The sequence below is a fragment of the Pontibacter russatus genome (assembly GCF_009931655.1).
Classification (GTDB): domain Bacteria; phylum Bacteroidota; class Bacteroidia; order Cytophagales; family Hymenobacteraceae; genus Pontibacter; species Pontibacter russatus.
Map to the genome: position 1 here is coordinate 2961261 of NZ_CP047984.1, position 20089 is coordinate 2981349.

General features: G+C 55.5%; 18 protein-coding genes and 1 tRNA gene. 12 read left to right on the forward strand and 7 right to left on the reverse strand.

Annotated elements, in window-relative coordinates:
* Positions 1–117 precede the first annotated feature (117 nt).
* Both GSQ62_RS12070 and GSQ62_RS12075 read right to left on the reverse strand, forming a co-directional pair.
* Positions 118–528 (reverse strand): hypothetical protein, encoded by a 411-nt coding sequence (locus tag GSQ62_RS12070; RefSeq protein ID WP_161889733.1) that lies wholly within the window; start codon positions 526–528, stop codon positions 118–120.
* Between the two features lie 138 nt (positions 529–666).
* A complete protein-coding gene (locus GSQ62_RS12075) occupies positions 667–2451 on the reverse strand; it encodes an ABC transporter ATP-binding protein (RefSeq protein ID WP_161889734.1) in 1785 nt (594 codons plus the stop codon).
* Between the two features lie 153 nt (positions 2452–2604).
* Between GSQ62_RS12075 and GSQ62_RS12080 the strand changes: the two genes are divergently transcribed.
* The 8 genes from GSQ62_RS12080 (at position 2605) to coaE (ending at position 8973) form a co-directional block, all read left to right on the forward strand.
* Entirely contained in the window at positions 2605–3705 is a 1101-nt protein-coding gene (locus GSQ62_RS12080; RefSeq protein WP_161889735.1) for a Glu/Leu/Phe/Val family dehydrogenase, read from the forward strand.
* Positions 3706–3857: 152 nt separating this feature from the next.
* Positions 3858–5033, forward strand: coding sequence for a transcription antitermination factor NusB (gene nusB / locus GSQ62_RS12085; protein WP_161889736.1), 1176 nt, complete (start codon positions 3858–3860; stop codon positions 5031–5033).
* A gap of 83 nt (positions 5034–5116) precedes the next feature.
* The gene (locus GSQ62_RS12090) at positions 5117–5422 is read left to right on the forward strand and encodes a YtxH domain-containing protein (protein WP_161889737.1); all 306 of its coding nucleotides are present in this window, start codon (positions 5117–5119) and stop codon (positions 5420–5422) included.
* A 3-nt stretch (positions 5423–5425) separates the two neighbouring features.
* On the forward strand, positions 5426–6424 hold the full coding sequence (locus GSQ62_RS12095; protein ID WP_161889738.1) for an isocitrate/isopropylmalate dehydrogenase family protein: 999 nt from the start codon (positions 5426–5428) through the stop codon (positions 6422–6424).
* A gap of 44 nt (positions 6425–6468) precedes the next feature.
* A complete protein-coding gene (locus tag GSQ62_RS12100; RefSeq protein ID WP_161889739.1) occupies positions 6469–7017 on the forward strand; it encodes a DUF1573 domain-containing protein in 549 nt (182 codons plus the stop codon).
* Between the two features lie 37 nt (positions 7018–7054).
* Positions 7055–7363, forward strand: a complete 309-nt coding sequence (gene yajC / locus GSQ62_RS12105) for a preprotein translocase subunit YajC (protein ID WP_161889740.1) — start codon at positions 7055–7057, stop codon at positions 7361–7363.
* Positions 7364–7403: 40 nt separating this feature from the next.
* Positions 7404–8372 carry a YbbR-like domain-containing protein gene (locus tag GSQ62_RS12110; protein WP_237586608.1) on the forward strand — a complete coding sequence of 323 codons (969 nt, stop codon included), beginning with the start codon at positions 7404–7406 and terminating at the stop codon, positions 8370–8372.
* Positions 8373–8376: 4 nt separating this feature from the next.
* Positions 8377–8973 carry a dephospho-CoA kinase gene (coaE, locus tag GSQ62_RS12115; RefSeq protein WP_161889742.1) on the forward strand — a complete coding sequence of 199 codons (597 nt, stop codon included), beginning with the start codon at positions 8377–8379 and terminating at the stop codon, positions 8971–8973.
* A 194-nt stretch (positions 8974–9167) separates the two neighbouring features.
* Here the strand turns inward: coaE and GSQ62_RS12120 are convergent.
* Positions 9168–9242 (reverse strand) — tRNA-Val (locus GSQ62_RS12120).
* 211 nt (positions 9243–9453) lie between these two features.
* Here GSQ62_RS12120 and GSQ62_RS12125 point away from each other — a divergent pair.
* On the forward strand, positions 9454–11949 hold the full coding sequence (locus GSQ62_RS12125; RefSeq protein WP_237586609.1) for a DUF3971 domain-containing protein: 2496 nt from the start codon (positions 9454–9456) through the stop codon (positions 11947–11949).
* A 374-nt stretch (positions 11950–12323) separates the two neighbouring features.
* Here GSQ62_RS12125 and GSQ62_RS12130 read toward each other — a convergent pair whose 3' ends face one another.
* The 3 genes from GSQ62_RS12130 to GSQ62_RS12140 form a co-directional block, all read right to left on the reverse strand.
* Positions 12324–13490, reverse strand: coding sequence for a mechanosensitive ion channel family protein (locus GSQ62_RS12130; RefSeq protein WP_202621780.1), 1167 nt, complete (start codon positions 13488–13490; stop codon positions 12324–12326).
* A 9-nt stretch (positions 13491–13499) separates the two neighbouring features.
* Positions 13500–14726, reverse strand: coding sequence for a Glu/Leu/Phe/Val dehydrogenase dimerization domain-containing protein (locus GSQ62_RS12135; RefSeq protein WP_161889745.1), 1227 nt, complete (start codon positions 14724–14726; stop codon positions 13500–13502).
* A gap of 114 nt (positions 14727–14840) precedes the next feature.
* Positions 14841–15914, reverse strand: coding sequence for an anhydro-N-acetylmuramic acid kinase (locus GSQ62_RS12140; protein ID WP_161889746.1), 1074 nt, complete (start codon positions 15912–15914; stop codon positions 14841–14843).
* Positions 15915–16098: 184 nt separating this feature from the next.
* On the opposite strand from GSQ62_RS12140, the gene GSQ62_RS12145 reads away from it, so the two are divergent.
* The gene (locus tag GSQ62_RS12145; protein WP_237587147.1) at positions 16099–16353 is read left to right on the forward strand and encodes an ArsR/SmtB family transcription factor; all 255 of its coding nucleotides are present in this window, start codon (positions 16099–16101) and stop codon (positions 16351–16353) included.
* A gap of 127 nt (positions 16354–16480) precedes the next feature.
* Here the strand turns inward: GSQ62_RS12145 and hemA are convergent, their stop codons facing one another.
* Entirely contained in the window at positions 16481–17764 is a 1284-nt protein-coding gene (hemA, locus tag GSQ62_RS12150) for a glutamyl-tRNA reductase (protein ID WP_161889747.1), read from the reverse strand.
* A gap of 112 nt (positions 17765–17876) precedes the next feature.
* On the opposite strand from hemA, the gene GSQ62_RS12155 reads away from it, so the two are divergent.
* Positions 17877–19058, forward strand: coding sequence for a sensor histidine kinase (locus GSQ62_RS12155; protein ID WP_161889748.1), 1182 nt, complete (start codon positions 17877–17879; stop codon positions 19056–19058).
* 95 nt (positions 19059–19153) lie between these two features.
* Positions 19154–20089, forward strand: coding sequence for a GNAT family N-acetyltransferase (locus GSQ62_RS12160; protein ID WP_161889749.1), 936 nt, complete (start codon positions 19154–19156; stop codon positions 20087–20089).

Consider the following 20089-nt stretch of genomic DNA (forward strand, 5'->3'; position numbering starts at 1 on the left):
CGAGGCCTTCGCATGGCACGCGCCCCAGTGCCCACGGTTATAGCACTCCACACATGCTGTGCCTTCAAAATAGCCATGCAACCAGCGTGTCGGCGGTATTCACGCGGCGACCAGCATTTATTGCATCGCCTTGAACGCGTCCAGCTTTGCTTTCAGGGCGTCTACGTCGGCGTGGTGGCCTTTGGCGCACTCAGCGGCGTCCAGCTCCTGCAGCATCTCCTTCATCTGCCCCAGGTACGCAACCTTGTCTTTCTTCAGGCAGCCTTTCTGGCCGTCTTTGCAGGTGCCGTCCTCACTCATCGGTTTAAACATGCTGCCCTCGCCATATATAAGCCACTGCGGGTTCAAGTCCTCGAAGTGCTTTACGATGGCCACCAGCTCATCCAGCGCGTAGTTCTGGCCACATATAATGTTGGAGAGCGTGGTTTCGTCGCTGCCGGTCATGGTTTTCAACTGCTCCACCTCCAGCTCCTTGAGGTTAGTGTAAAACCTGAACCTTTTACCGATTTGTTGTAAGTCAACGGCCATATGCAAGTGTTTTTTGAGGGTTATCAGAATAACTATACGTGCTTATAACAGAATTTGCCCCAAATAAATCCCTTGAGGCGTTTTCGGTAGCCTACACAGTGCCTGCAGGGTGTGAACGGGGCTTAAGAAACGGTGAACCTACTCCAGGTCCTCCGACTGCAGCTGGCGCTCGTACAGCACCTTGTACAGGCCGTCCTGGTTTATGAGCTCCTCGTGCGTGCCGTGCTGCACAATCTCGCCGTCTTCCATCACCAGGATGCGGTCGGCCAGTTTCACCGACGATACCCGGTGCGAGATGATGATGCTGGTGCGGTTGTCCATGATGCGGCGCAGGCTGTTAAGGATGGCGTTCTCCGTTTTGGTGTCCACGGCCGAGAGCGAGTCGTCGAGGATGAGGATGCTGGGCTCCCGCACCAGCGCCCGCGCAATAGACACCCGCTGTTTCTGCCCGCCCGAAAGCGTGATGCCCCGCTCGCCCAGCTTTGTCTCGAACTTCTCCGGGAAGCGCATGATGTTCTCATACACGTCCGCGTCCTTCGTGGACTGCACCATCTGCTCTTCGGTGATAGCCGGCAGCCCGAAGCCGATGTTGTTGCTGATGGTGTCGGAGAACAGGAACACGTCCTGCGGCACGTACCCGATCTGGCTGCGCAGGCTCCGGATATTGTAGTCGCGCACGTCTATGCCGTCAATCAGGATGCGGCCGTTGGTCACGTCGTACATGCGCGGCAGCAGGTTGGCGATGGTGCTTTTGCCCGAGCCGGTGTTGCCGACAATAGCCAGCGTCTCGCCGTGCCGGATGTCGAACGACACACCTTTCAGCGCCTGGATGTTGGTGTCAGGATATATAAGATCCACGTTCTCGAACACGATGTCGCCTTTGATGGGCCTGCTGATGTTCTGGCGGGATATGATGTCGTTTTTGGTCTGGAGGAACTCGTTGATGCGCTCCTGCGAGGCCGCCGCCCGCTGCACGAGGCTGGCCGTCCAGCCGAGCGAGGTGACCGGCCAGGTCAGCATGTTCACGTAGATGATGAACTCGGCGATGTTGCCCGTCGTGATGCTGCCGTTGATGACCTCCTGGCCGCCTATATATACCGTGATGATGGTGCTGAGGCCCACCAGAAACAGGATAAGCGGGAAGAACAGCGCATTCACGAAGTTCAGCTCCAGCGACTTGTCGCGGTAGTCGTTGCTGGCGGTGGTGAAGTTGTTGTGCGAGTCGCTCTCGCGCACAAACGACTTGAGCACCCGGATGCCGGAGAAAGCCTCCTGCACAAACGTGGTGATGCCCGAGAGGCTGCGCTGTATCTCGTCGGACTTGCGCTGGATGATGTTGTTGACGTAATAGATGCTGATGGCCAGCACCGGCAGCGGGATGAGGGTGTAGATGGTCAGCTTCACGTTCACCGACAGCATATAGGGGATCACCATCAGGAACAGCACCACCAGGTTGATGCCGTACATGATGGCCGGGCCCACATACATGCGCACGCGGCTCACATCCTCGGAGATGCGCGACATCAGGTCGCCGGTGTTGTTGCGGCGGTAGAAGCTCAGCGGCAGGCTCTGGTAGTGGGCGTATATGTCGTTCTTCAGGTCGTTCTCGATCAGGCGGCTCATCACGATAATGGTCTGCCGCACAAAAAACAGAAACACGCCGCGCAGCAGGGCCATCACCAGAATCACCACGCCATATACCAGAATGCTGCTGGCAAAGATGTCGTACACCAGCTCCTGCTGCGCCAGCCCCTCGTACAGCCCGAACAGGCTGATGCCCTCCTTGATTAAGTTAAAGGCGTGGCGCACGATCTGCGCCGGCAGTATCTGGAAGAAGTTGGAGATAATAGTGAACAGGATGCCCAACAGGAGCCTGTATTTATATCGGAGCAGGTATTTGTTAATGTAACGTAATGATTTCACAGGATAAGTTTGCTGCCTTAGGGCGTTTACGTAGTCTCACAAAGTACAAATTGAAATACTAAAAAAAAGAATTAATTTTGCGTTGCGTAGGGGGAGAGGGTGCCGGTGGCGCCAGTGCTGCAAAGATAGAACAACGCATCATATCTATTATAAATGGCCAGGTTAAAAGAAGTCGGGGCGGGAAAGGACAAGTCGGTCTTCCATCAGCTATCAGAACACGATCACGAGAAAGTTGTTTTCTGCCACGACAAAGATACGGGTTTAAAGGCCATCATCGCTATCCACAACACCGTATTGGGCCCCGCGCTGGGCGGCGTGCGCATGTGGGCCTACGCCTCGGAGGCAGAGGCGCTGGCCGACGTGCTGCGCCTTTCGAGGGGCATGACCTACAAGGCGGCCGTGTCGGGCCTGAACCTGGGCGGCGGCAAGGCCGTGATCATCGGCGACGCCAAGCAGGGCAAAGACGAGGCGCTGCTCCGCAGGTTCGGCCGGTTCGTCAAAAACCTCAACGGCAGCTACATCGCCGCCGAAGATGTGGGCACCACCCCCAGGGACATGGAGTATATCCGGATGGAGACCGAGCACGTGTGCGGCCTGCCCGAGAGCATGGGCGGCAGCGGCGACCCGTCTCCCGTCACCGCCTACGGCACCTATATGGGCATGAAGGCCGCCGCCAAGAAAGCCTTCGGATCTGACTCGCTGGCCGGGAAGAGAATAGCCGTGCAGGGCGTGGGCCATGTGGGCGGCTACCTGGTGGAACTGCTGAGCAAGGAGAGCGCCGAGATTTATATAGCTGATATATATGAGGACCGCCTGCGCGAGGTGGCCAAAAAACACAAAGCCCAGGTGGCGTCCATGGAGGATATATATGGCCTGGAAGTGGATATCTACGCCCCCTGCGGCCTCGGAGGCACCATCAATGCCGCCACCATCGACCGCCTGAAGTGCCGCATCATTGCGGGCTGCGCCAACAACCAGCTGCGCGAGGAGGAAGTGCAGGGCCCGGCCCTGGCAGAGAAGGGCATTATATATGCGCCGGACTTCCTGATGAGCGCGGGCGGGTTGATAAACGTGTCGTCGGAGTTGGGGGGCTATAACCGCGAAAGCGCCTACGCCAAGGCCGAGCGCATATATGGCATCACGCTGGATGTCTTCGAGCTTGCTGAGAAAGAGGGACTGTCCACCCAGCAGGCGGCCGTGAAAATGGCGGAGAACCGCATCAAGCGCATCGGGAAAGTGCGCGCCACTTTTTAGACAGTCCTATATAACCCGGGCGCCGCAGGCTGCCTGGCAGGTGCGCGGAACTTTAGCCCGTTTTCTTCTCTTTAGGAGAGAGCCGCCCAAAATACTTTACCAGGCGCAGCCGCCTGTTTTTTACGATATACCCAACTTACGTTCTTTCAAATATGCTTAACCGCAGAACACTACGAATCAAGGCCATGCAGGCTATTTATGCTTACAAGCAGGCCGTGGGTTCCGATTACCTCCTGGCTTTGGACCATATAAGCGAGGATTTTGCCCCGGACCTGAACTCGATGGAGGTGCAGGACAGGAAACTGCTGGAGGGCAGAAAGCAAATCGCCACGCTGCTCTTCAAAGAGTGGCACGAAACCGGGCAGTTCGATGCGGAGGAGTCGGACAAGGAGACGGTGGACGCGGTGAACAGGGCGATCGTGTATTACCAGAACCTCCTCAAGAAGGACTACACCTTCTACGGCAACCAGATGCTGGCCGCCGTGGAGCGCATATATGACCACTATCTCGGCACGCTGCAGATACTGGAGGTGCTGGTGAGCCTGGTAGAGGAAGAGGAGGAGAAAAAGGAAAAGCGGTTTACGGCCACAAGCGGCCCCGACGTGACGCGCTTTCTGCAGAACCGCGTGGTGCAGCGCCTGCTCCGCAGCAAATCCTACCAGCAGCACATCATCCGGCGCAACATCAGTTGGGGCTCCGACATCAGCGAAATCCGGGCGGTATATAAAAGTATCCTGAAGCAAGACGAGGCCTTTCTGAACTACCTGGCGCTGCCCCAGCCGACCCTGGAGGACGACCTGGAAGCGGTGAAACATATTTTTAAAAACATTATCTTTAAAGAAAAAAACTTACAATCTTTGTTTGAGGAGCAGGATTTGAACTGGGTCGAGAACAAAGCCATTGTCAGGAGCCTCGTGAACAAAACCATCAAGATTTTCGGGGAGGAGCCCGAAGAGGAGGAGGTGCAACTGCTGGACCTTTCGGCGAACTGGGAGGACGATAAAGCCTTTTTCGAGGAGCTGTACTTCCAGACCGTGCAGGAGGAGGAGCGCTACGAGGCCATGATTGCCGAAAGCGTGAAGAACTGGGACGTGGAGCGGGTGGCCATGCTCGACAAGATTATCCTGAAGATGGCGCTCTGCGAGATGCACATCTTCCGCAGCATCCCCGTGAAGGTGACCATCAACGAGTACATCGAGATCTCGAAACTGTACAGCACACCCAAGAGCAAGCAGTTTATTAACGGCGTGCTTGACAAGATGGCACAGGATTTGACGACCAAAGGGGAGATCCGCAAATCGGGGCGGGGCCTGATCGACAACAAGTAGCAGGCGCTCTTCCCCGGGCCGGCCGGTGCGGCAGAAATGCCGTAAGGTATAAGAACGACCCGCGACTTAAAAGCATACGAACTATGAGTAAAACGACAACCGTATTATTGGCCTTCACGTCCGGCGCTGCCGTAGGTGCCATCACGGGCATCCTGTTTGCCCCCGAAAAAGGGAGGGAGACCCGCAGTTGGCTCAGCTACCGCTTGGAGAAATACCGTGACACGCTGGCCGACCTGACACAGCAACTGGTCGCCAAAACCGACAATCTGCCATCCAGCGCCAAGTCAGAAGGGCAGCGCGTGATACAGGACGCCAAAGACAAAGCAGAGAAGCTGCTGGGTGACGTGGACTCGCTCATCAACGAGATCAATAGCAGGAAAGAGATATAGCGCATGAGACAAGTTACCCTAATACCCGGCGACGGGATAGGTCCTGAGATTACAGAAGCTGTTAAAGCGGTCTTTAGTGCTGCCCACGTGCCCGTTGAGTGGGAAGAAGAGAACGCGGGCCAGACCACCTTTGATGCCGTTGGCGAGTTGATCCCCCAGACGCTGATTGCCTCTATCAACAAGAACAAGGTGGCCCTGAAAGGGCCCATCACCACGCCGGTGGGCAAGGGCTTCAAGAGCGTGAACGTGCAGCTGCGCCAGATGTTTGACCTGTACGCGAACGTGCGCCCCGCCAAAACCACCCCTGGCGTGAACACCCGCTTCGACAACGTAAACCTCGTGCTTTTCCGCGAGAACACTGAAGGGCTCTATTCGGGCCTGGAGATATTTGACGAGCGCCTGCAGATTGCCGATTCTATTTCCCGCGTGACCCGCGAGGGCTGCGAGAAAATTGTGCGTGCCGCCTTCGAATACGCCACCAAACACGGCTGCAAACGAGTGACAGCGGTACACAAGGCCAATATCCTGAAACATGCCGGGGCGCTTTTCCTGGGGGTGTTCGACGAGATCGCCAAAGACTATCCTGCCGTGCAGGCCGACAACATCATCATCGACAACATGTGCATGCAGCTGGTGGTGAAGCCGGAGAAGTTCGATGTCATTGTGACGACGAACCTGTTCGGCGATATCCTGTCTGACCTTTGTGCTGGCCTGGTGGGCGGGCTCGGCGTGGTGGCCGGTGCCAACATCGGCGACGAGATTGCCATATTTGAAGCCGTACACGGCTCTGCCCCGGATATAGCTGGCAAGGGAATCGCGAACCCGACCGCGCTGCTCCGCTCGGCTATCCTGATGCTGTACCACATCGATCTGAAAGAGGAGGCGAAACATATTGAGGCGGCGCTGGAGGCAACCCTGGCGCACAAAGAGGAGTGTACCGGCGACCTGGGCGGAAAGGCCGGCACCATGGAGTTTGCCCGCCACATCATCTCAAGATTATAATTCATATATAACCAAGTAGCATAGAACCCTTACACGTAACTGATATGAGAAAGAGCCTGATTTTTGCAGCAAGCCTTGCTGTAGCTGTTTTCACTGCTAGCTGCGACAACAACGCAGGGAACGATACAGTAGCAAGCGAAGCCTCCGTGGCAGAAAGCAACGCCGCACAGCCAATCGAGAACCCGAACGTGGTAACCGCCGCTGCTGAAGGCGAAGCCGGTGCCACAGACGCCAACGCTCCTGTCATTACCTTTGAAGAAACCGAGTATGACTTCGGCACCATTAAGCAGGGTGACGTGGTGGACCACACGTTCAAGTTCACGAACACGGGCAAGTCGCCGCTGATTATCGAAAGCGCCACGGCCTCCTGCGGCTGCACCGTGCCGCAGCCGCCCACAGAGCCGATTGCCCCGGGTGAGACAGGGGAGATTGACGTGAAGTTTAACAGCGCCGGTAAAATGGGGCAGCAGTACCCCACGGTTACGGTGCGTGCCAACACGCAGCCTAACATCGTGAAAGTGTCCATGAAGGGCAATGTGGAAGCCAACAGCATCCCGACTGCCGGAGCAGACGGACCGGTGCGCCGCAACTAAGCTGCCACGCCGTTTATAGAGTCTACACCCCAGCTATATGAAAAATATCCTGTTACAGGCGCCAGACGCGGGTATGCTGCCCCAGCTACTCATGTTTGGCGCCATTATCCTCGTCTTCTACTTCTTCATGATCAGGCCGCAGCAGAAAAAGGTGCGTGACCAGAAGAAATTCCGCGAAGAGCTCACCAAGGGCATGATGGTGATCACCATCGGAGGCCTGCACGGCAAACTGATTGCAATAGACGACGATACCATAACGTTAGAAGTTGATAAAGGCGTACGCCTGACGTTTGACAAGGCTTCCGTATCAATGGAGGCCACCATGAGGTTGCAAAAGCCAGCTTAAATTGCCTGTTGAGAAAGCAAAAGATATAGTTCTGTGGCTTGTGAGGCCATTCCAGCCACGCACAAAGCACTACTGGCGGGTAGTGGTGCTTTGCTTTGTGGCGGCCTCCACCTTCTGGCTTCTCAACGCGCTCAACAAAAGCTACTCCACGCAAACCACTTACCCCCTCCGGTTTGTGTACGACCAGCGCGCGCTCATTCCCATCAGGCCGCTGCCGGAGGAGGTTGCCATCAACGTGACCGGCAAAGGCTGGAAACTGCTGCGCAAGACCCTGCGCCTGGAGGTGCAACCGGCCGAAATCTACATCCGCAACCTGCCCCGCAACAACTACCTGCTCGGTTCGGCGCTGCGCCCGGCCCTGGTCAATTCTCTGGATGGCCTGGAGCTGAACTTTGTGGTGACAGACACCATCTTCTTCCACTTCGATGAAAAAGTAACCGAGCGCTTTCCGCTGCGCCTCGCCACCTCGCGCCCCCTCACCGACAACCAGCACGTGGTGCTCGGGCCGGTGCGCATTTCTCCGGACTCCGTCACCTTTACTGGGCCAGCGTCGCTTATTGACAGCCTGCCCAACCCCTTTGTGCTGCACCTGCCCGAGCAGCAGGAGCCGCTGACGGAGACCGCTGAGATATCGGTGCCGATAGAATACGGCGATGAGTCGCTGATACAGGCCAATGTGCAGGAGGCGCAGATAGCCGTAACCGTGAAGAGCCTCGCCCAGGACGAACGGCAGGTGCCCCCAGATCTGATCAATGTGCCGGAAGGCGTAAGGCTGGCCATACGGCCACCCCTCACGATGGTGCGTTACCAGGTGCTGCAGGACTCCCTGCCCTTGCTAGACCAACGCGGCTTTAAAGTAGTTTTGGATTACAGCAAGCTCCATGCGCAGGACTCCACCATAGTGCCCGAACTGGTGCAGAAGCCACGGGGCGTCCGCAACATTGTCATGTGGCCGGACAGGTTTAAAGTAGTGAGGCAGCAACAGGTGCAGCCACAGCAACCACAGTAGCATCATGCTGAAAATAGGCATCACCGGCGGAATAGGGGTAGGGAAGACAGTCGTCTGCCGCATGTTCGCGTTGCTTGGGGCACCTATATATGACTCTGACGCACGCGCCAAGTGGCTGATGCGCCACGACGAGGCGCTCCGGCAGGAACTCATAGCCGCCTACGGGCCCCAGACTTTCACGAAGGCAGGCGACTTAAACCGCCCTTACCTTTCCACGATTGTGTTCAACGACCTGGAGCGGCTGGAGCAACTCAACAGCTTGGTACACCCGCATGTGGGCAACGACTTCGCCAATTGGGCAGCCACGCACGCCGACAAACCCTATGTGCTGAAAGAGGCCGCTCTGATGTATGAGTCAGATGCCTGGAAACAGATGGACCAGATCATCACGGTCTATGCCCCGGCGGATGTGCGCATCAGGCGGCTGCTCCAGCGCGACCCGCACCGCACAGAGGCTGACATAAAGGCTATTATGGCCAAGCAACTGAGTGAGGAAGAGCGCATGGCCCGCGCCGACCATATTATATATAACGACGACCGGCAATTGCTCATCCCGCAGGTGCTGAAACTGCACGCGCATTTTTCCGCCATCACCGCATAGCTTCTTCTTATTTACTTTGTTTCTTGTTATATATAATCTGTCGCCAGCGAAGAGTGGGTGGCCGGATACGATAGCCCGACCTGTAGCGTTGCTTTAGCAGGGCATACAGGCAAAGCGGCTGTGGTATATAGGAATAGGCAAAACAACGAGAGGCAGGGACATAAAAAAAGGACAACTTTGCAGTTGTCCTTTTGTGGGGCGTACTGGATTCGAACCAGTGACCCCCTGCTTGTAAGGCAGGTGCTCTGAACCAGCTGAGCTAACACCCCATTCTATACCGTTAGGAACCTTTTGTCCCTGTTTGATGATGCAAATATGAAGCATATTTTTTTAACCGCAAAACATTTGCAGAAAAATTGTCAAAATTTTTTTCCGGGCAAACAGCCGCTTGTGCGCGTGTTTTAACTGCTGTACCTTTAGCTTCGGTAAGGCCCTATATATCTGAACTTTCGGGTGGTGAAAATGAGGTTTATTAAAAAAATGCTATTTTATGCAGTTGCCGTCATGGTGGCTGCCGTGGGCATAGCTGTGGCGTTGGTGTACACCTATCAGGATAAAATCATCGGGCTTTTTGTGGCGGAGGCCAACAAGCACATCCGGACCAAGGTGGAGGTGGGCCAGATTTCGCTTTCGCTGTTCGACAAGTTCCCGCATGTGGCCGTGAGCCTGGACCAGGTGAACGTACATGAGGGCCTGCCGGAGAGCGAGGAGTCGCTGGCGCGGGCCGATAAGCTGTACTTCACCTTCAGTGTGCTGGACGTGCTGCGCGGCACCTACAGCGTGAAGGAGTTTTATATGGAGAAGGGCGAGGTGTATGTAAAAGTGCTGCCGGACGGGACAGTGAACTACGAGGTGTTTGCCGCCGATACAACTTCTTCAGGCGGCAGCGAAGGCTTTTCTTTTGACCTGGAGAAGATGAGCCTGCATAATGTAGACATGCACTATATAGACCAGCAACTCCAGCACACCTATAACGTGAACGCGCAAGAGCTGGTGGCCGCCATGGCGATCACCCCTGAAGCCATTGTGATAGAGGCAAACGGCAACACCACCATCCATAACATCAAGGTGGGCACCGGCGAATATTTCAAGGGCAAAAAGGTTAATCTGGCAACAGACCTCACCATAGCCCGGAAGGAGCAGGCGATACAACTGCAGCCGTCGCTGGTGAAGATAGAGGGCGCTGCCTACGAGGTGGCCGGCGCTATCGACTATACCGGCCCCACGTTCCTCGACCTGAAGGTGGAGGGGAAGAACACCAACATACAGTCTATGCTGTCGCTGCTGCCGCAGGATATAACCCGTGAGTTCAGCCAGTACCGCAGCGAGGGGGATATATACTTTTCCGGCACCGTGAAAGGCAACGCGTCCGCGAAGGAAACACCCCTTATCAGCGTCAGCTTCGGGGCCCGCGATGCCTCCTTTTACCACCCCGATGTGAAGCAGCGGGTAGAGAAGATTAACCTGAAAGGCAGCTTTACCAACGGGGAGAAACAGAATGCCAGCACCTCCACGCTTAAGCTGGAGAACCTGAGCGGCGTGCTGAACGGAAGGCCGTTCAAGGGCAACCTGACGTACCGCAACTTCAACAACCCTGACATTGCCTTTGATGTGCAGGGGATGCTGGACGTAGGCTATGTGCTGGGGCTGGCCAAACTGGACGAGGTGCGCAAGGGAAGCGGCCTGGCTGACGTGCGCATTGCGTTCTCTGGCAACCTGAACGAGTTCAAGGCCCGCCCCGGCAACAGCACCGTCAGCACTACCGGTGATGTCACGCTGCACAACGTGTCGCTCACCATGCAGGACCTGCCCTTGCCGCTGCGCAACCTGAGCGGCAACTTCATGTTCAAGCGCAACGACGTGGCGGTGTCGGATTTCAAGGGCAGGTGGGGTGACTCTGACTTTGTGATAAACGGCATGTTCAGGAACATGATGGCCTGGCTGCTGCTGCCTCGGCAGCGCCTGCTGGTGGAGGCCGACTTCAAAAGCAATTACCTCAACTTCGACCAGTTGCTGAGCGAGGAGCAGAACACCGCCGAGGCAGACCGCACCGGCACCGGCGACAGCTACAAGTTTGCGATATCGCCGAACATCGCCTTCGACCTGAGCGCCTCCATCGACAGGCTCCGGTTCAGGCGCTTCCGGGGCAAGCAGGTGCAGGGGGAGGTGAAGCTGCGCAATCAGGTGTTGTCGTCGCCGAACATATCCTTTGAGGCCATAGGGGGCGAATTTGCGGTGCGCGGCTCTCTCGACGCCCGCACCCGCGACCATATCAAACTGAGCACAGCCGCGAAACTCACCAACATGAGCGTGGACAGCCTTTTCTACGTGTTTGAGAACTTTCACCAGAATTTTATAGAAGCGCGCCACCTGCGCGGCCAACTCACTGCCAACATCGTGTCGGATGTGTTCCTGAACAGCCAGCTCGACCCCAAAACCAATCTGCTGCAGGCCGAGATAGACGCCACCGTGCGCAACGGGCAGCTCATCAACTTTGCACCCATGCAGAAGATGTCGGCGTTTGTGAAACGCTCAGAGCTGGCCAACATGCGCTTTGCCGAGCTGCACAACAATTTCTGGATACAGCAGCGCACCATTTATATACCGGAGATGGATATCCGGTCCAATATTTCGGCAGCGCCCACGGTGTCCATATCAGGCACGCACACCTTCGACCAGCAGATGGATTACAAGATAAAGCTGCCCTTGTTCGGGAGCCGCCGCCCTGACAAAGACCTGGCTTTTGGAGTGGTGGCCGAAGACACGGATGCCGGTAACAGCAGCCTCTTCCTGACGCTGAAGGGGAATGAGCAGGATTTCAAGCTGGCTTACGACAAGGAGCGGGTGCGCCAGAAGGTGAAAACGGACCTGAAGGAGGAGGGACGGGAGCTGAAAGACCTGCTGCGCGGCAAAAAGCCGAAGACAGAGGAAAAGGAAGTGGAGCTGGCCGAGGACACCTACTTCGACTTCGATTAGGGTAAAACCAACAGGGAAAGCTGCTATAGCGATGTGTTATAAAGCACCCTGTAGCAGCTTTCTCTATATAAAGTGTAAATAGAGGTGGTTATATATGGAGTAATTTATATACTCCGTTCACATGCCAGTTTCATGCGTTCACGTTAAAAAAGGAGCTGTGTCAATGGTATTACGGGTTTCGCTGTAACTAAGGTCGGAGCGGGGCGTTAAAGAAATCAAAACTGCAACAAGGGTTTGCGGTAATGAGGTTTAGAACTAAATAATGAGTGGAGGCTACACTTCTGCAGCCGCCATTATAAAAATAGAAAATTAATAATATAAGGGTGAAAAAAAAGCCGGGGCTTCCCCGGCTTTTTTGTTCATATATAGTTAGGCTACTCCATATCCGATTCCCTTGTATAGGAAGGCCTTTCTAGCGTTGTGGTGGGTGGATTCTGCGACGGGCGCTTTAGGTACAGCGTCTGTGTCGGCATGGCAAAGGCTGCGCCGTGGCGTCCTACAATTTCCACAATCTTATAATTGATTTCCTCTTTCACATCAATGTACTCGTTCCAGTCCATGGTGTCCACAAAATACAGCACCATCACATCCTTCGAGTGGGAGGCAAGGTTCAGGAAACGCACGCGGCCGTCTGAATTGGTGCGGGGATGGCTGTCTATAAAGGCCTGTATATCGCGGGTGATGGCCCGCATTTGCTCGGAGGAGGTGTGGTAGGTAAGGCTGATGTCGAACTTGGCGCGCCGGAAAGTGCGCAGCGTCAGGTTGTCCAGCGGCTTGTCTATCATGAACTTGTTGGGCAGCGTCACAAAACTCTTCTCGAGGGTGCGGATGCGCGTGCTACGGAAGCCTATCTTCTCTACCACACCCACCAGCTCCGCCACCTGCACTAGGTCGCCCACCACAAAGGGCTGATCCAGGAAGATGGTGAAAGAGGCCAGCAGGTTCTCGAGACTCTCCTTGGCGGCAAAGGCAATGGCCAGGCCTCCCACGCCGAGCCCTGCCACCAGCCCTGCCACGTTCACCCCGAACACGAGGCCCAGCATCGCCAGGAACGAGAAAAGCACGATCAGCACCTTCGAGAAGTCCTTGAAGAAAGGCACCAGTTGATCGTCCAGTTTGGAGGCGGTCTTCTCGGCCCGGAGCTTAAATATCAGCCCAATGAAATCGACGAAGCGCAGGATCACCCACGTGAGCGCCACGATCACGAACACTTGGTAGGTGCGGAAGGCGAAGGCCTTGATGATGTGATCGCCGTCGCGTATCTCGGTGGGATCGAGGGGGTAGTTCAGCGCCACGAACGCGAAGTACATGAACACAAGGAAGAGCAGCACCTCCAGCGGCTGTATGAGCAGGCGCTTGAAAGCCTGCTGGTTGTCTTCCCCGGCCGTGAAGCGGTTTACCAGCTTATACAGTATCCTGGACAGCAACCGCGACAGCACGGTCTTGAAGATGAAGCCGAACAGCAGGATGCCCGCGAAAATCAAAAAATCACGCACCGTATTGCCTAAAAACTCATAGGCGAGTATTTCTCTCCAGTTCATGGTGTTCATTTACAGCAGCTGGCTTAGGGCTATCTCAAAACTTGTTTTAGCGATCTCGGTTTTCTGGGCGCGCTTCTCATAGGCTTTCTGCAGCGCCGTGCGGATGGTGGCGGAGATGTCCCCGAAAATAGCCTCGTCCGTGATCTCCACCTCGCTCTCCATCAGGTAGGCGAACACGCGGGCCATGCCGCAGTTGGCGATAAAGTCCGGGATCACGGCCAGGTTTCGGTCTGCGTACTCCCCGGTGGGGCCGAAGAATATCTCCGGGTCCTGGAAGGGCACATTAGCCCCGGAAGAGATGACCTCCATGCCGTTGCGGATCATCTGCTCTACCTGCGCCCGCGACACCAGGCGGGAGGCGGCGGCAGGAATGAAAATCTCGGCAGGCATGGACCATATATGCGCATTCACTTCCTCGAAAGGCAGCAGCCCTTCCGGGTTTAGCGTGTTGCCCTGCCGGTTGAGGAACAGGGCGGTTATTTCCTCAAAAGAAAAGCCCTCCCCTTTTATCAGACCGCCGGCCCTGTCGATGATGCCGACGATTTTAACGCCTTTGGAGGCCAGGTAGTACGCTGCGGAGGCGCCTACATTGCCCCAGCCCTGGATAATGGCCCGCTTGCCTTCGTGGTGGCCTCCCCAGATGGCATAAAAATGGCAGACAGACTCTGCCACGCCATAGCCCGTAATCATATCGGCGATGGTGTATTTGCGTGCTGTGGAGGGAGAGTAGTTCGGGTCCTCTATCACTTTCACCACGCCCTGGCGCAACTGCCCGATTTTGTTTATCTTCTGAGGCTCTGTGGCATTGAAGTGCCCGTGTACGATGCCCTCCTGTGGGTGCCAGAGGCCGTACTCTTCCGTGATGGGAATCACCTCGTGTATCTCGTCCACGTTCAGGTCGCCGCCGGTGCCGTAGTAGTTCTTCAGCAGCGGAATCACCACTTTGTACCAGCGCTCCAGCACGCCACGCTTGCGCGGGTCGGCCGGGTCGAAGTTGATGCCGGATTTGGCGCCCCCGATGGCGGGCCCTGACACGGTGAACTTCACCTCCATCGTCTTCGCCAGCGACTCCACCTCGCGCTTGTCGAGGCCCTTGCGCATGCGCGTGCCGCCCCCGGCGGCCCCGCCCCGCAGCGAGTTTATCACCACCCAGCCCTCCGCTTCGGTCTCAGCGTCTTTCCATTCAAAAACGATCTCCGGCCGCCTGTTCTCAAACTTTTCAAGTAGCTCTTTCATCTGTATCGCGTGTTTGTGCCCATAGCTTGCCAGCAGTTCCACAATAGATATGGGAGCAAGCCCTAACGTAGCGCAAAGGTACAAAATAAGAGCGGAGCGCGCAGGCGAAGCTGGTTAGAAGAGATAGATGCAGCCGCCGATGTTGTCCTGGGAGGCGCCGGTTACGCTGCGGAGGCAGTTATGTTCGCCGCGCCAGCGCAACACCCCTAAAAAGGCGAAGATCAGGGCCTCTTTGAACGACACTACCTCCGGCTCCGGCACTTCCACCTGGTACTGCTCCCCCAGGTATTCCTGCAGCAACTGCACCAGGAAAAGGTTGAAGGCGCCGCCGCCCGTTAAAAGCACCCGGTGACGCCCGGTGTGCAGCTGCGGTAGCGCTTGTTTTAGCTGTGCGGCGATGTGGTGGCAGGTGGTGTGCAGCTTGTCGGGTACGGAGGCAGGGGAGGCGTTGAGGCTTTTAAGGCTGTGCGCCAGCACCCACTCCTTCCCCAGCGACTTCGGCGCCGGTGCTGCGAAGTAAGCCGGCGCGTTCAGTTGCTGTAACAGCTCCGGCTGTAAGGCACCGCCCTGCGCCAGTTCCCCATTGTGGTCGTAGGCGCTCCCGGTGCTGTTGGCCAGGGTATTCAGCAGCATGTTGCAGGCGCATATATCAAATGCCAGCCTGCGGCCGTTCTGATTATAAGAAACGTTGGCGATGCCGCCGAGGTTGATGCAATAATCATACTCCCTGAAAAGCAGCTCATCCCCGATAGGCACCAGCGGCGCGCCCTGCCCGCCCAGGGCAATATCGAGCGTGCGGAAGTCGCTGACAACAGGCAACTTGGCGTGTGCGGCTATATAGGCGCCGTGCCCCAGCTGAAAGGAGATATGGTTGCCTGGCTGGTGGAAGATGGTGTGGCCGTGGGAGGCGACGAAGTCAGGCCGGATGCCGTGTTTCTGTACAAACGCGCGCACCTCCTCGCCCAGGTGTTTTCCGTAAGCATGGTGAAGCCGGACGAGCGCGGAGGCGGAGGCGTTCTCGGCCTCCCGGAGAGATTCAATTAGAGTATCAGAATATCCGGATGTATTTGTATGTAGTATCTTATATATCCAATTCTCATTTTCGTGCGTAATGCTACAGTGCGCCAGATCCAGGCCGTCTAAAGAGGTGCCTGACATCAGGCCGATTACATGAAAAGTAGTGTCCATCGCCAAAAATAGTAAATGCGCTCCAATGTTGGGTCCAGCCAAATAATGCAGGGCTCGTATATATCTTAATATGAATAAGATTGTTAACCCGTAATTTATTGTAGAAACTGTTAGGTATAATTATTAATTTATGAAAAGTTTATTATCAAGAGTAGAATCGAAGAAGATTGATAAGGCAGCGGCCATGCTAAAAGTACTGGCCCACCCGAAGAGATTGGCGATCGTTGATTTGCTTGGAAAGGAGGATAAAATGACTGTAACTGAGATATATAAGCAGTTAGACCTCCCCCAGGCCATCGCTTCGCAGCACCTCATCACACTAAAAGACAAGGGCGTCCTGTCCTCGTTTAAAGTGGGAACAAAGATCTATTACTCGCTTGCTATCCCCAAACTGATCGACGTGATCGACTGCCTGGAAGAGTGTTGCATTGACATTTAATACCGAAACACGCTACCCGTCCGCAGCCGGATCACCTGCTGAAACAGCCAAAGGCCTCTGCATTCCACTTAAAAATGGAGCCTGCAGAGGCCTTTGGCTGTTATTTTAACTAACAAAAAGTGACCGTTTACTCAGAAAAATGGTTTGTGGTAATTTCCTGGTTTTCGAGGTTGAACAAGTCGTTGAGCAGGTCGATCAGTGTCTCGGCCTCGCCGCGCTTGCAGGCGGCCTTTAACTGCAATACCGGAAGTTTTATAATTTTCTGCATCATGGACTTGGTGATGTTGTCCATCATTTTTGCCTCTTTCGGGCCCAGCTTTTTCATGTAGCGCGCCATCTCCTCCTGGCGGATAGTCTCCAGCGCGTTCTTCAGGCGGTTGATCGTCGGCGACACCATCATCTCCTTCGACCAGTCATTAAACTGTTCGATGGATTCGGCGATGATCTCCTTTACCCTGGGCACCGCGTTCAGGCGGAGCTGCAGGGCCTCCGACGCCTTGTTCTGGATGGCGTCGATGTTATACACCAGAACGCCGGGAACGGTTTCTACGTCCGCTTCCACGCTGCGCGGCACCGACAGGTCGATGAAGAATTTAAAAGAGAGCACATGCAGGCGCTTCACCATCTCTTTGGTGAAAAAAGGGGTTTCGCGGGCCACGGAGGATATGATCACGTCGGCGGCCTTCATGCCCTGCACGATATCCTCAAACGGCAGCACTTCCATGCCGCACTCCTCTGCCAGCCCTTTTGCCTTTGCCTGCGTGCGGTTTGTGATTCTCACGTTCTTAAAGCCCCCGTCTTTCAGGTTGCGGCAAACGTCTGCGCCTATCTCTCCCAGGCCAACCACCAGAATGCTCGGGTCCGCGATGTCAGCGGTCAGCTCCTCAATCAGCTCGATGGCGGCGTAGGAGGTGGAGGCGGCCCCGTCGCGGAAGGAGGTTTCCTGCACCACGCGCTTGTTGGTGAAGAAGATGGTGTGCATCAGCCGGTGCAGAAACGGGCCAGCGGTTTCGTTGTCGGCGGCCCACTGGTAAGCCTGCTTCACCTGATTGGAGATCTGCATATCGCCCACCACCTGCGACTCCAGCCCCATCGACACCTCAAACAGGTGCTGCACCGCATCGTCGTGTTCGTTCAGGATGGTGAAATAGTCGAGGTACTGGGAGATGTTCCGGATGCCTTTGGTGATGCCCAGCAGCTTCACGATCTCAGTGCTGTGGTCGGTGTCGGCGTTATAATAAACTTCGGTGCGGTTGCAGGTAGAGAGCACCAGTATGTCAGAAGCCTGGATAAAGCCCTTCAGCGTCTGTAGGAAAAGCCTGCAGGAGGTTTCATCTAAGGCAATCAGTTCCCTGATATCCAGCGGCGCTTTCCTGTAGGACAGGCTGATTGCTTTGAAATTCTGAAGCATAGTAACGTGTGTCTGCTAGAGTGTAAAGTTAACTTTCAATTTATTAAAATGAAACATAGTTGCCCTTAATGTTCAATTTATACTAATTTCAAATAAATTACGTGTACACTGCATGATCCCCATCTACTCCCAGAAGAACAGGATAAAGCTTGTCGTTGTCATTGTCGCTCTTATCATCGGGGCAGCCACCATCGCTTACACAAATGTGCTGGTCTCCAAGCTGTCGGAGCGGGAGCAGGAGCTGGTGCAGCTTTACGCCAAAGGCCTCCGCTATATGATAAACGCGCCCAGCGACGACAACATCGTGTTTATAGAGGAGGAGATTCTGTCCTCTAACAATACGGTGCCGGTTATCCTGACGGATGAAAACATCAACATACTTGACTCTAAGAACATCGATATCCCCGAAAACATTTCGGAAGACCCCGGGAAAGTTAACGATTACCTGCAGCGGCAGATAGAGAAGATGCAGGCGCAGCACGAGCCTATCGTGGTGCCCTGGGCGGAGGGGTCGGTGAACTATGTGTTTTACAAAGACTCGGCCCTGCTCTCGCAGCTTCGGTATTACCCTTATGTGCAGCTGATCGTGATTGCCTGCTTTGCCTCCATGGCCTACTTCGCCTTCAGCTACTCGCGCCGCGCCGAGCAGAACCGGGTGTGGGTGGGGCTGGCCAAGGAGACGGCGCACCAGTTGGGCACGCCGCTGTCGTCGCTGATGGCCTGGTACGAGTACATCAAGGTAAACCCGAAGTTTGAGAAAGAACCCATCATAGACGAACTGGGGAAGGATGTGCGGCGGCTGGAGGTGATTACCGAACGGTTCTCCAACATCGGCTCGGTGCCGACGCTGCGCGACGAGAACGTGCTGCAGGTAACGGAGAACGCCATCAATTACCTGCAGAACCGCATCTCGCGCAAGGTGGCCTTTTCCGTTTCCTCCACTTTCTCCCCGGACATCACGGCCAAAATCAACGTGTCGCTCTACGACTGGGTGATCGAGAACATCTGCAAAAATGCCGTGGACGCCATGGAGGGCAAGGGCAGCATTACCATACAGCTGCAACTGCTGGGCAAGAGCAGCATAGCCGTAGACATCACAGACACCGGCAAAGGCATCCCGAAAAGCAAGATAGACTCTGTTTTTATGCCCGGCTACACCACTAAAAAGCGCGGCTGGGGGCTTGGACTGGCGCTGGCCAAACGCATCATCGACAATTACCACGAGGGCAGGCTGTATGTAAAGTGGTCGGAGGCGGGCAAGGGCACCACGTTCCGGATCGTGCTGAATCGTTAATTGTTGAATTGCTAATTGTTGATTGCTGGTAGAGACGCAACAACTTGCGTCTTATGGTTTGAAAGCCCTTCGTAAATTCGCCTTTCATCTAACGTATGGTAGAAGCTGTAAAGTATACGCCGGAGCATAAAGCTGATTGGGATGCTTTCGTGGCGGGCTCCAAGAACGGCACCTTCCTGCTGCACCGCGCTTATATGGCGTACCACGCAGATCGCTTCACGGACCATTCGCTTCTCTTTTACCGCAAGAACAGGCTGATAGCCCTGCTGCCTGCCAACGAGGCGGGGCAGCAGGTGCAAAGCCACGGCGGCCTGACCTACGGCGGCATCATCAGCGACAGCCGCATGAAGACGCCCGTGATGCTGGAGGTTTTTGAGGCGATGCTGGCATGCTTCCGGGAGCAGGGTTTCCGGAAAATCATCTATAAAACCATCCCGCCTATATACCACCAACTGCCCGCCGGGGAGGATCTGTACGCGCTTTTCCGCCACGGTGCCACGCTTTACAGGCGCGATGCGAGTTCAGTGATAGATCTTGCGCAACCTGCTCTGTATGACAGGCAGCGCAGGTGGGAAGTGAAGAAAGCCAGGCAGGCAGCGGTGCAGGTAGTGGTTTCAGAAGATTACAACCGGTTCATGCAACTGGAGCAGGAGTTGCTTCAGGCAAAGTACGGCAAGCAACCGGTGCACACTGCCGCAGAAGTAACGCTGCTCGCCTCCCGATTCCCTCAGAACATCAAGCTATATATAGCCACCAAGGGCGAGGCGATGCTGGCGGGCGTGCTTCTATATGAGACAGCCACGGTGGCACATTGCCAGTATATGGGGGCTACCGCAGCAGGCAAGGCCTCGGGAGCATTGGATGTGCTGATTGACCACCTGCTGACAGTGGTATATCCCCATAAAAAGTACTTCAACTTCGGCATCTCCACCGAGGATCAGGGGAAGTACCTGAACGAGGGGCTTATCCGGAACAAGGAAAGCTACGGGGCCCGCACAGTGGTGCATGATTTCTATGAAATCGCGCTATAG

Excerpts from the sequence above, each read along its gene's own strand:
- GSQ62_RS12070 (WP_161889733.1), bottom strand. The coding sequence starts at position 528 with ATGGCCGTTGACTTACAACAAATCGGTAAAAGGTTCAGGTTTTACACT.
- GSQ62_RS12080 (WP_161889735.1), top strand. The coding sequence starts at position 2,605 with ATGGCCAGGTTAAAAGAAGTCGGGGCGGGAAAGGACAAGTCGGTCTTC.
- nusB (WP_161889736.1), top strand. The coding sequence starts at position 3,858 with ATGCTTAACCGCAGAACACTACGAATCAAGGCCATGCAGGCTATTTAT.
- GSQ62_RS12090 (WP_161889737.1), top strand. The coding sequence starts at position 5,117 with ATGAGTAAAACGACAACCGTATTATTGGCCTTCACGTCCGGCGCTGCC.
- GSQ62_RS12095 (WP_161889738.1), top strand. The coding sequence starts at position 5,426 with ATGAGACAAGTTACCCTAATACCCGGCGACGGGATAGGTCCTGAGATT.
- GSQ62_RS12100 (WP_161889739.1), top strand. The coding sequence starts at position 6,469 with ATGAGAAAGAGCCTGATTTTTGCAGCAAGCCTTGCTGTAGCTGTTTTC.
- yajC (WP_161889740.1), top strand. The coding sequence starts at position 7,055 with ATGAAAAATATCCTGTTACAGGCGCCAGACGCGGGTATGCTGCCCCAG.
- coaE (WP_161889742.1), top strand. The coding sequence starts at position 8,377 with ATGCTGAAAATAGGCATCACCGGCGGAATAGGGGTAGGGAAGACAGTC.
- GSQ62_RS12125 (WP_237586609.1), top strand. The coding sequence starts at position 9,454 with ATGCTATTTTATGCAGTTGCCGTCATGGTGGCTGCCGTGGGCATAGCT.
- GSQ62_RS12130 (WP_202621780.1), bottom strand. The coding sequence starts at position 13,490 with ATGAACTGGAGAGAAATACTCGCCTATGAGTTTTTAGGCAATACGGTG.
- GSQ62_RS12135 (WP_161889745.1), bottom strand. The coding sequence starts at position 14,726 with ATGAAAGAGCTACTTGAAAAGTTTGAGAACAGGCGGCCGGAGATCGTT.
- GSQ62_RS12140 (WP_161889746.1), bottom strand. The coding sequence starts at position 15,914 with ATGGACACTACTTTTCATGTAATCGGCCTGATGTCAGGCACCTCTTTA.
- GSQ62_RS12145 (WP_237587147.1), top strand. The coding sequence starts at position 16,099 with ATGCTAAAAGTACTGGCCCACCCGAAGAGATTGGCGATCGTTGATTTG.
- hemA (WP_161889747.1), bottom strand. The coding sequence starts at position 17,764 with ATGCTTCAGAATTTCAAAGCAATCAGCCTGTCCTACAGGAAAGCGCCG.
- GSQ62_RS12155 (WP_161889748.1), top strand. The coding sequence starts at position 17,877 with ATGATCCCCATCTACTCCCAGAAGAACAGGATAAAGCTTGTCGTTGTC.
- GSQ62_RS12160 (WP_161889749.1), top strand. The coding sequence starts at position 19,154 with ATGGTAGAAGCTGTAAAGTATACGCCGGAGCATAAAGCTGATTGGGAT.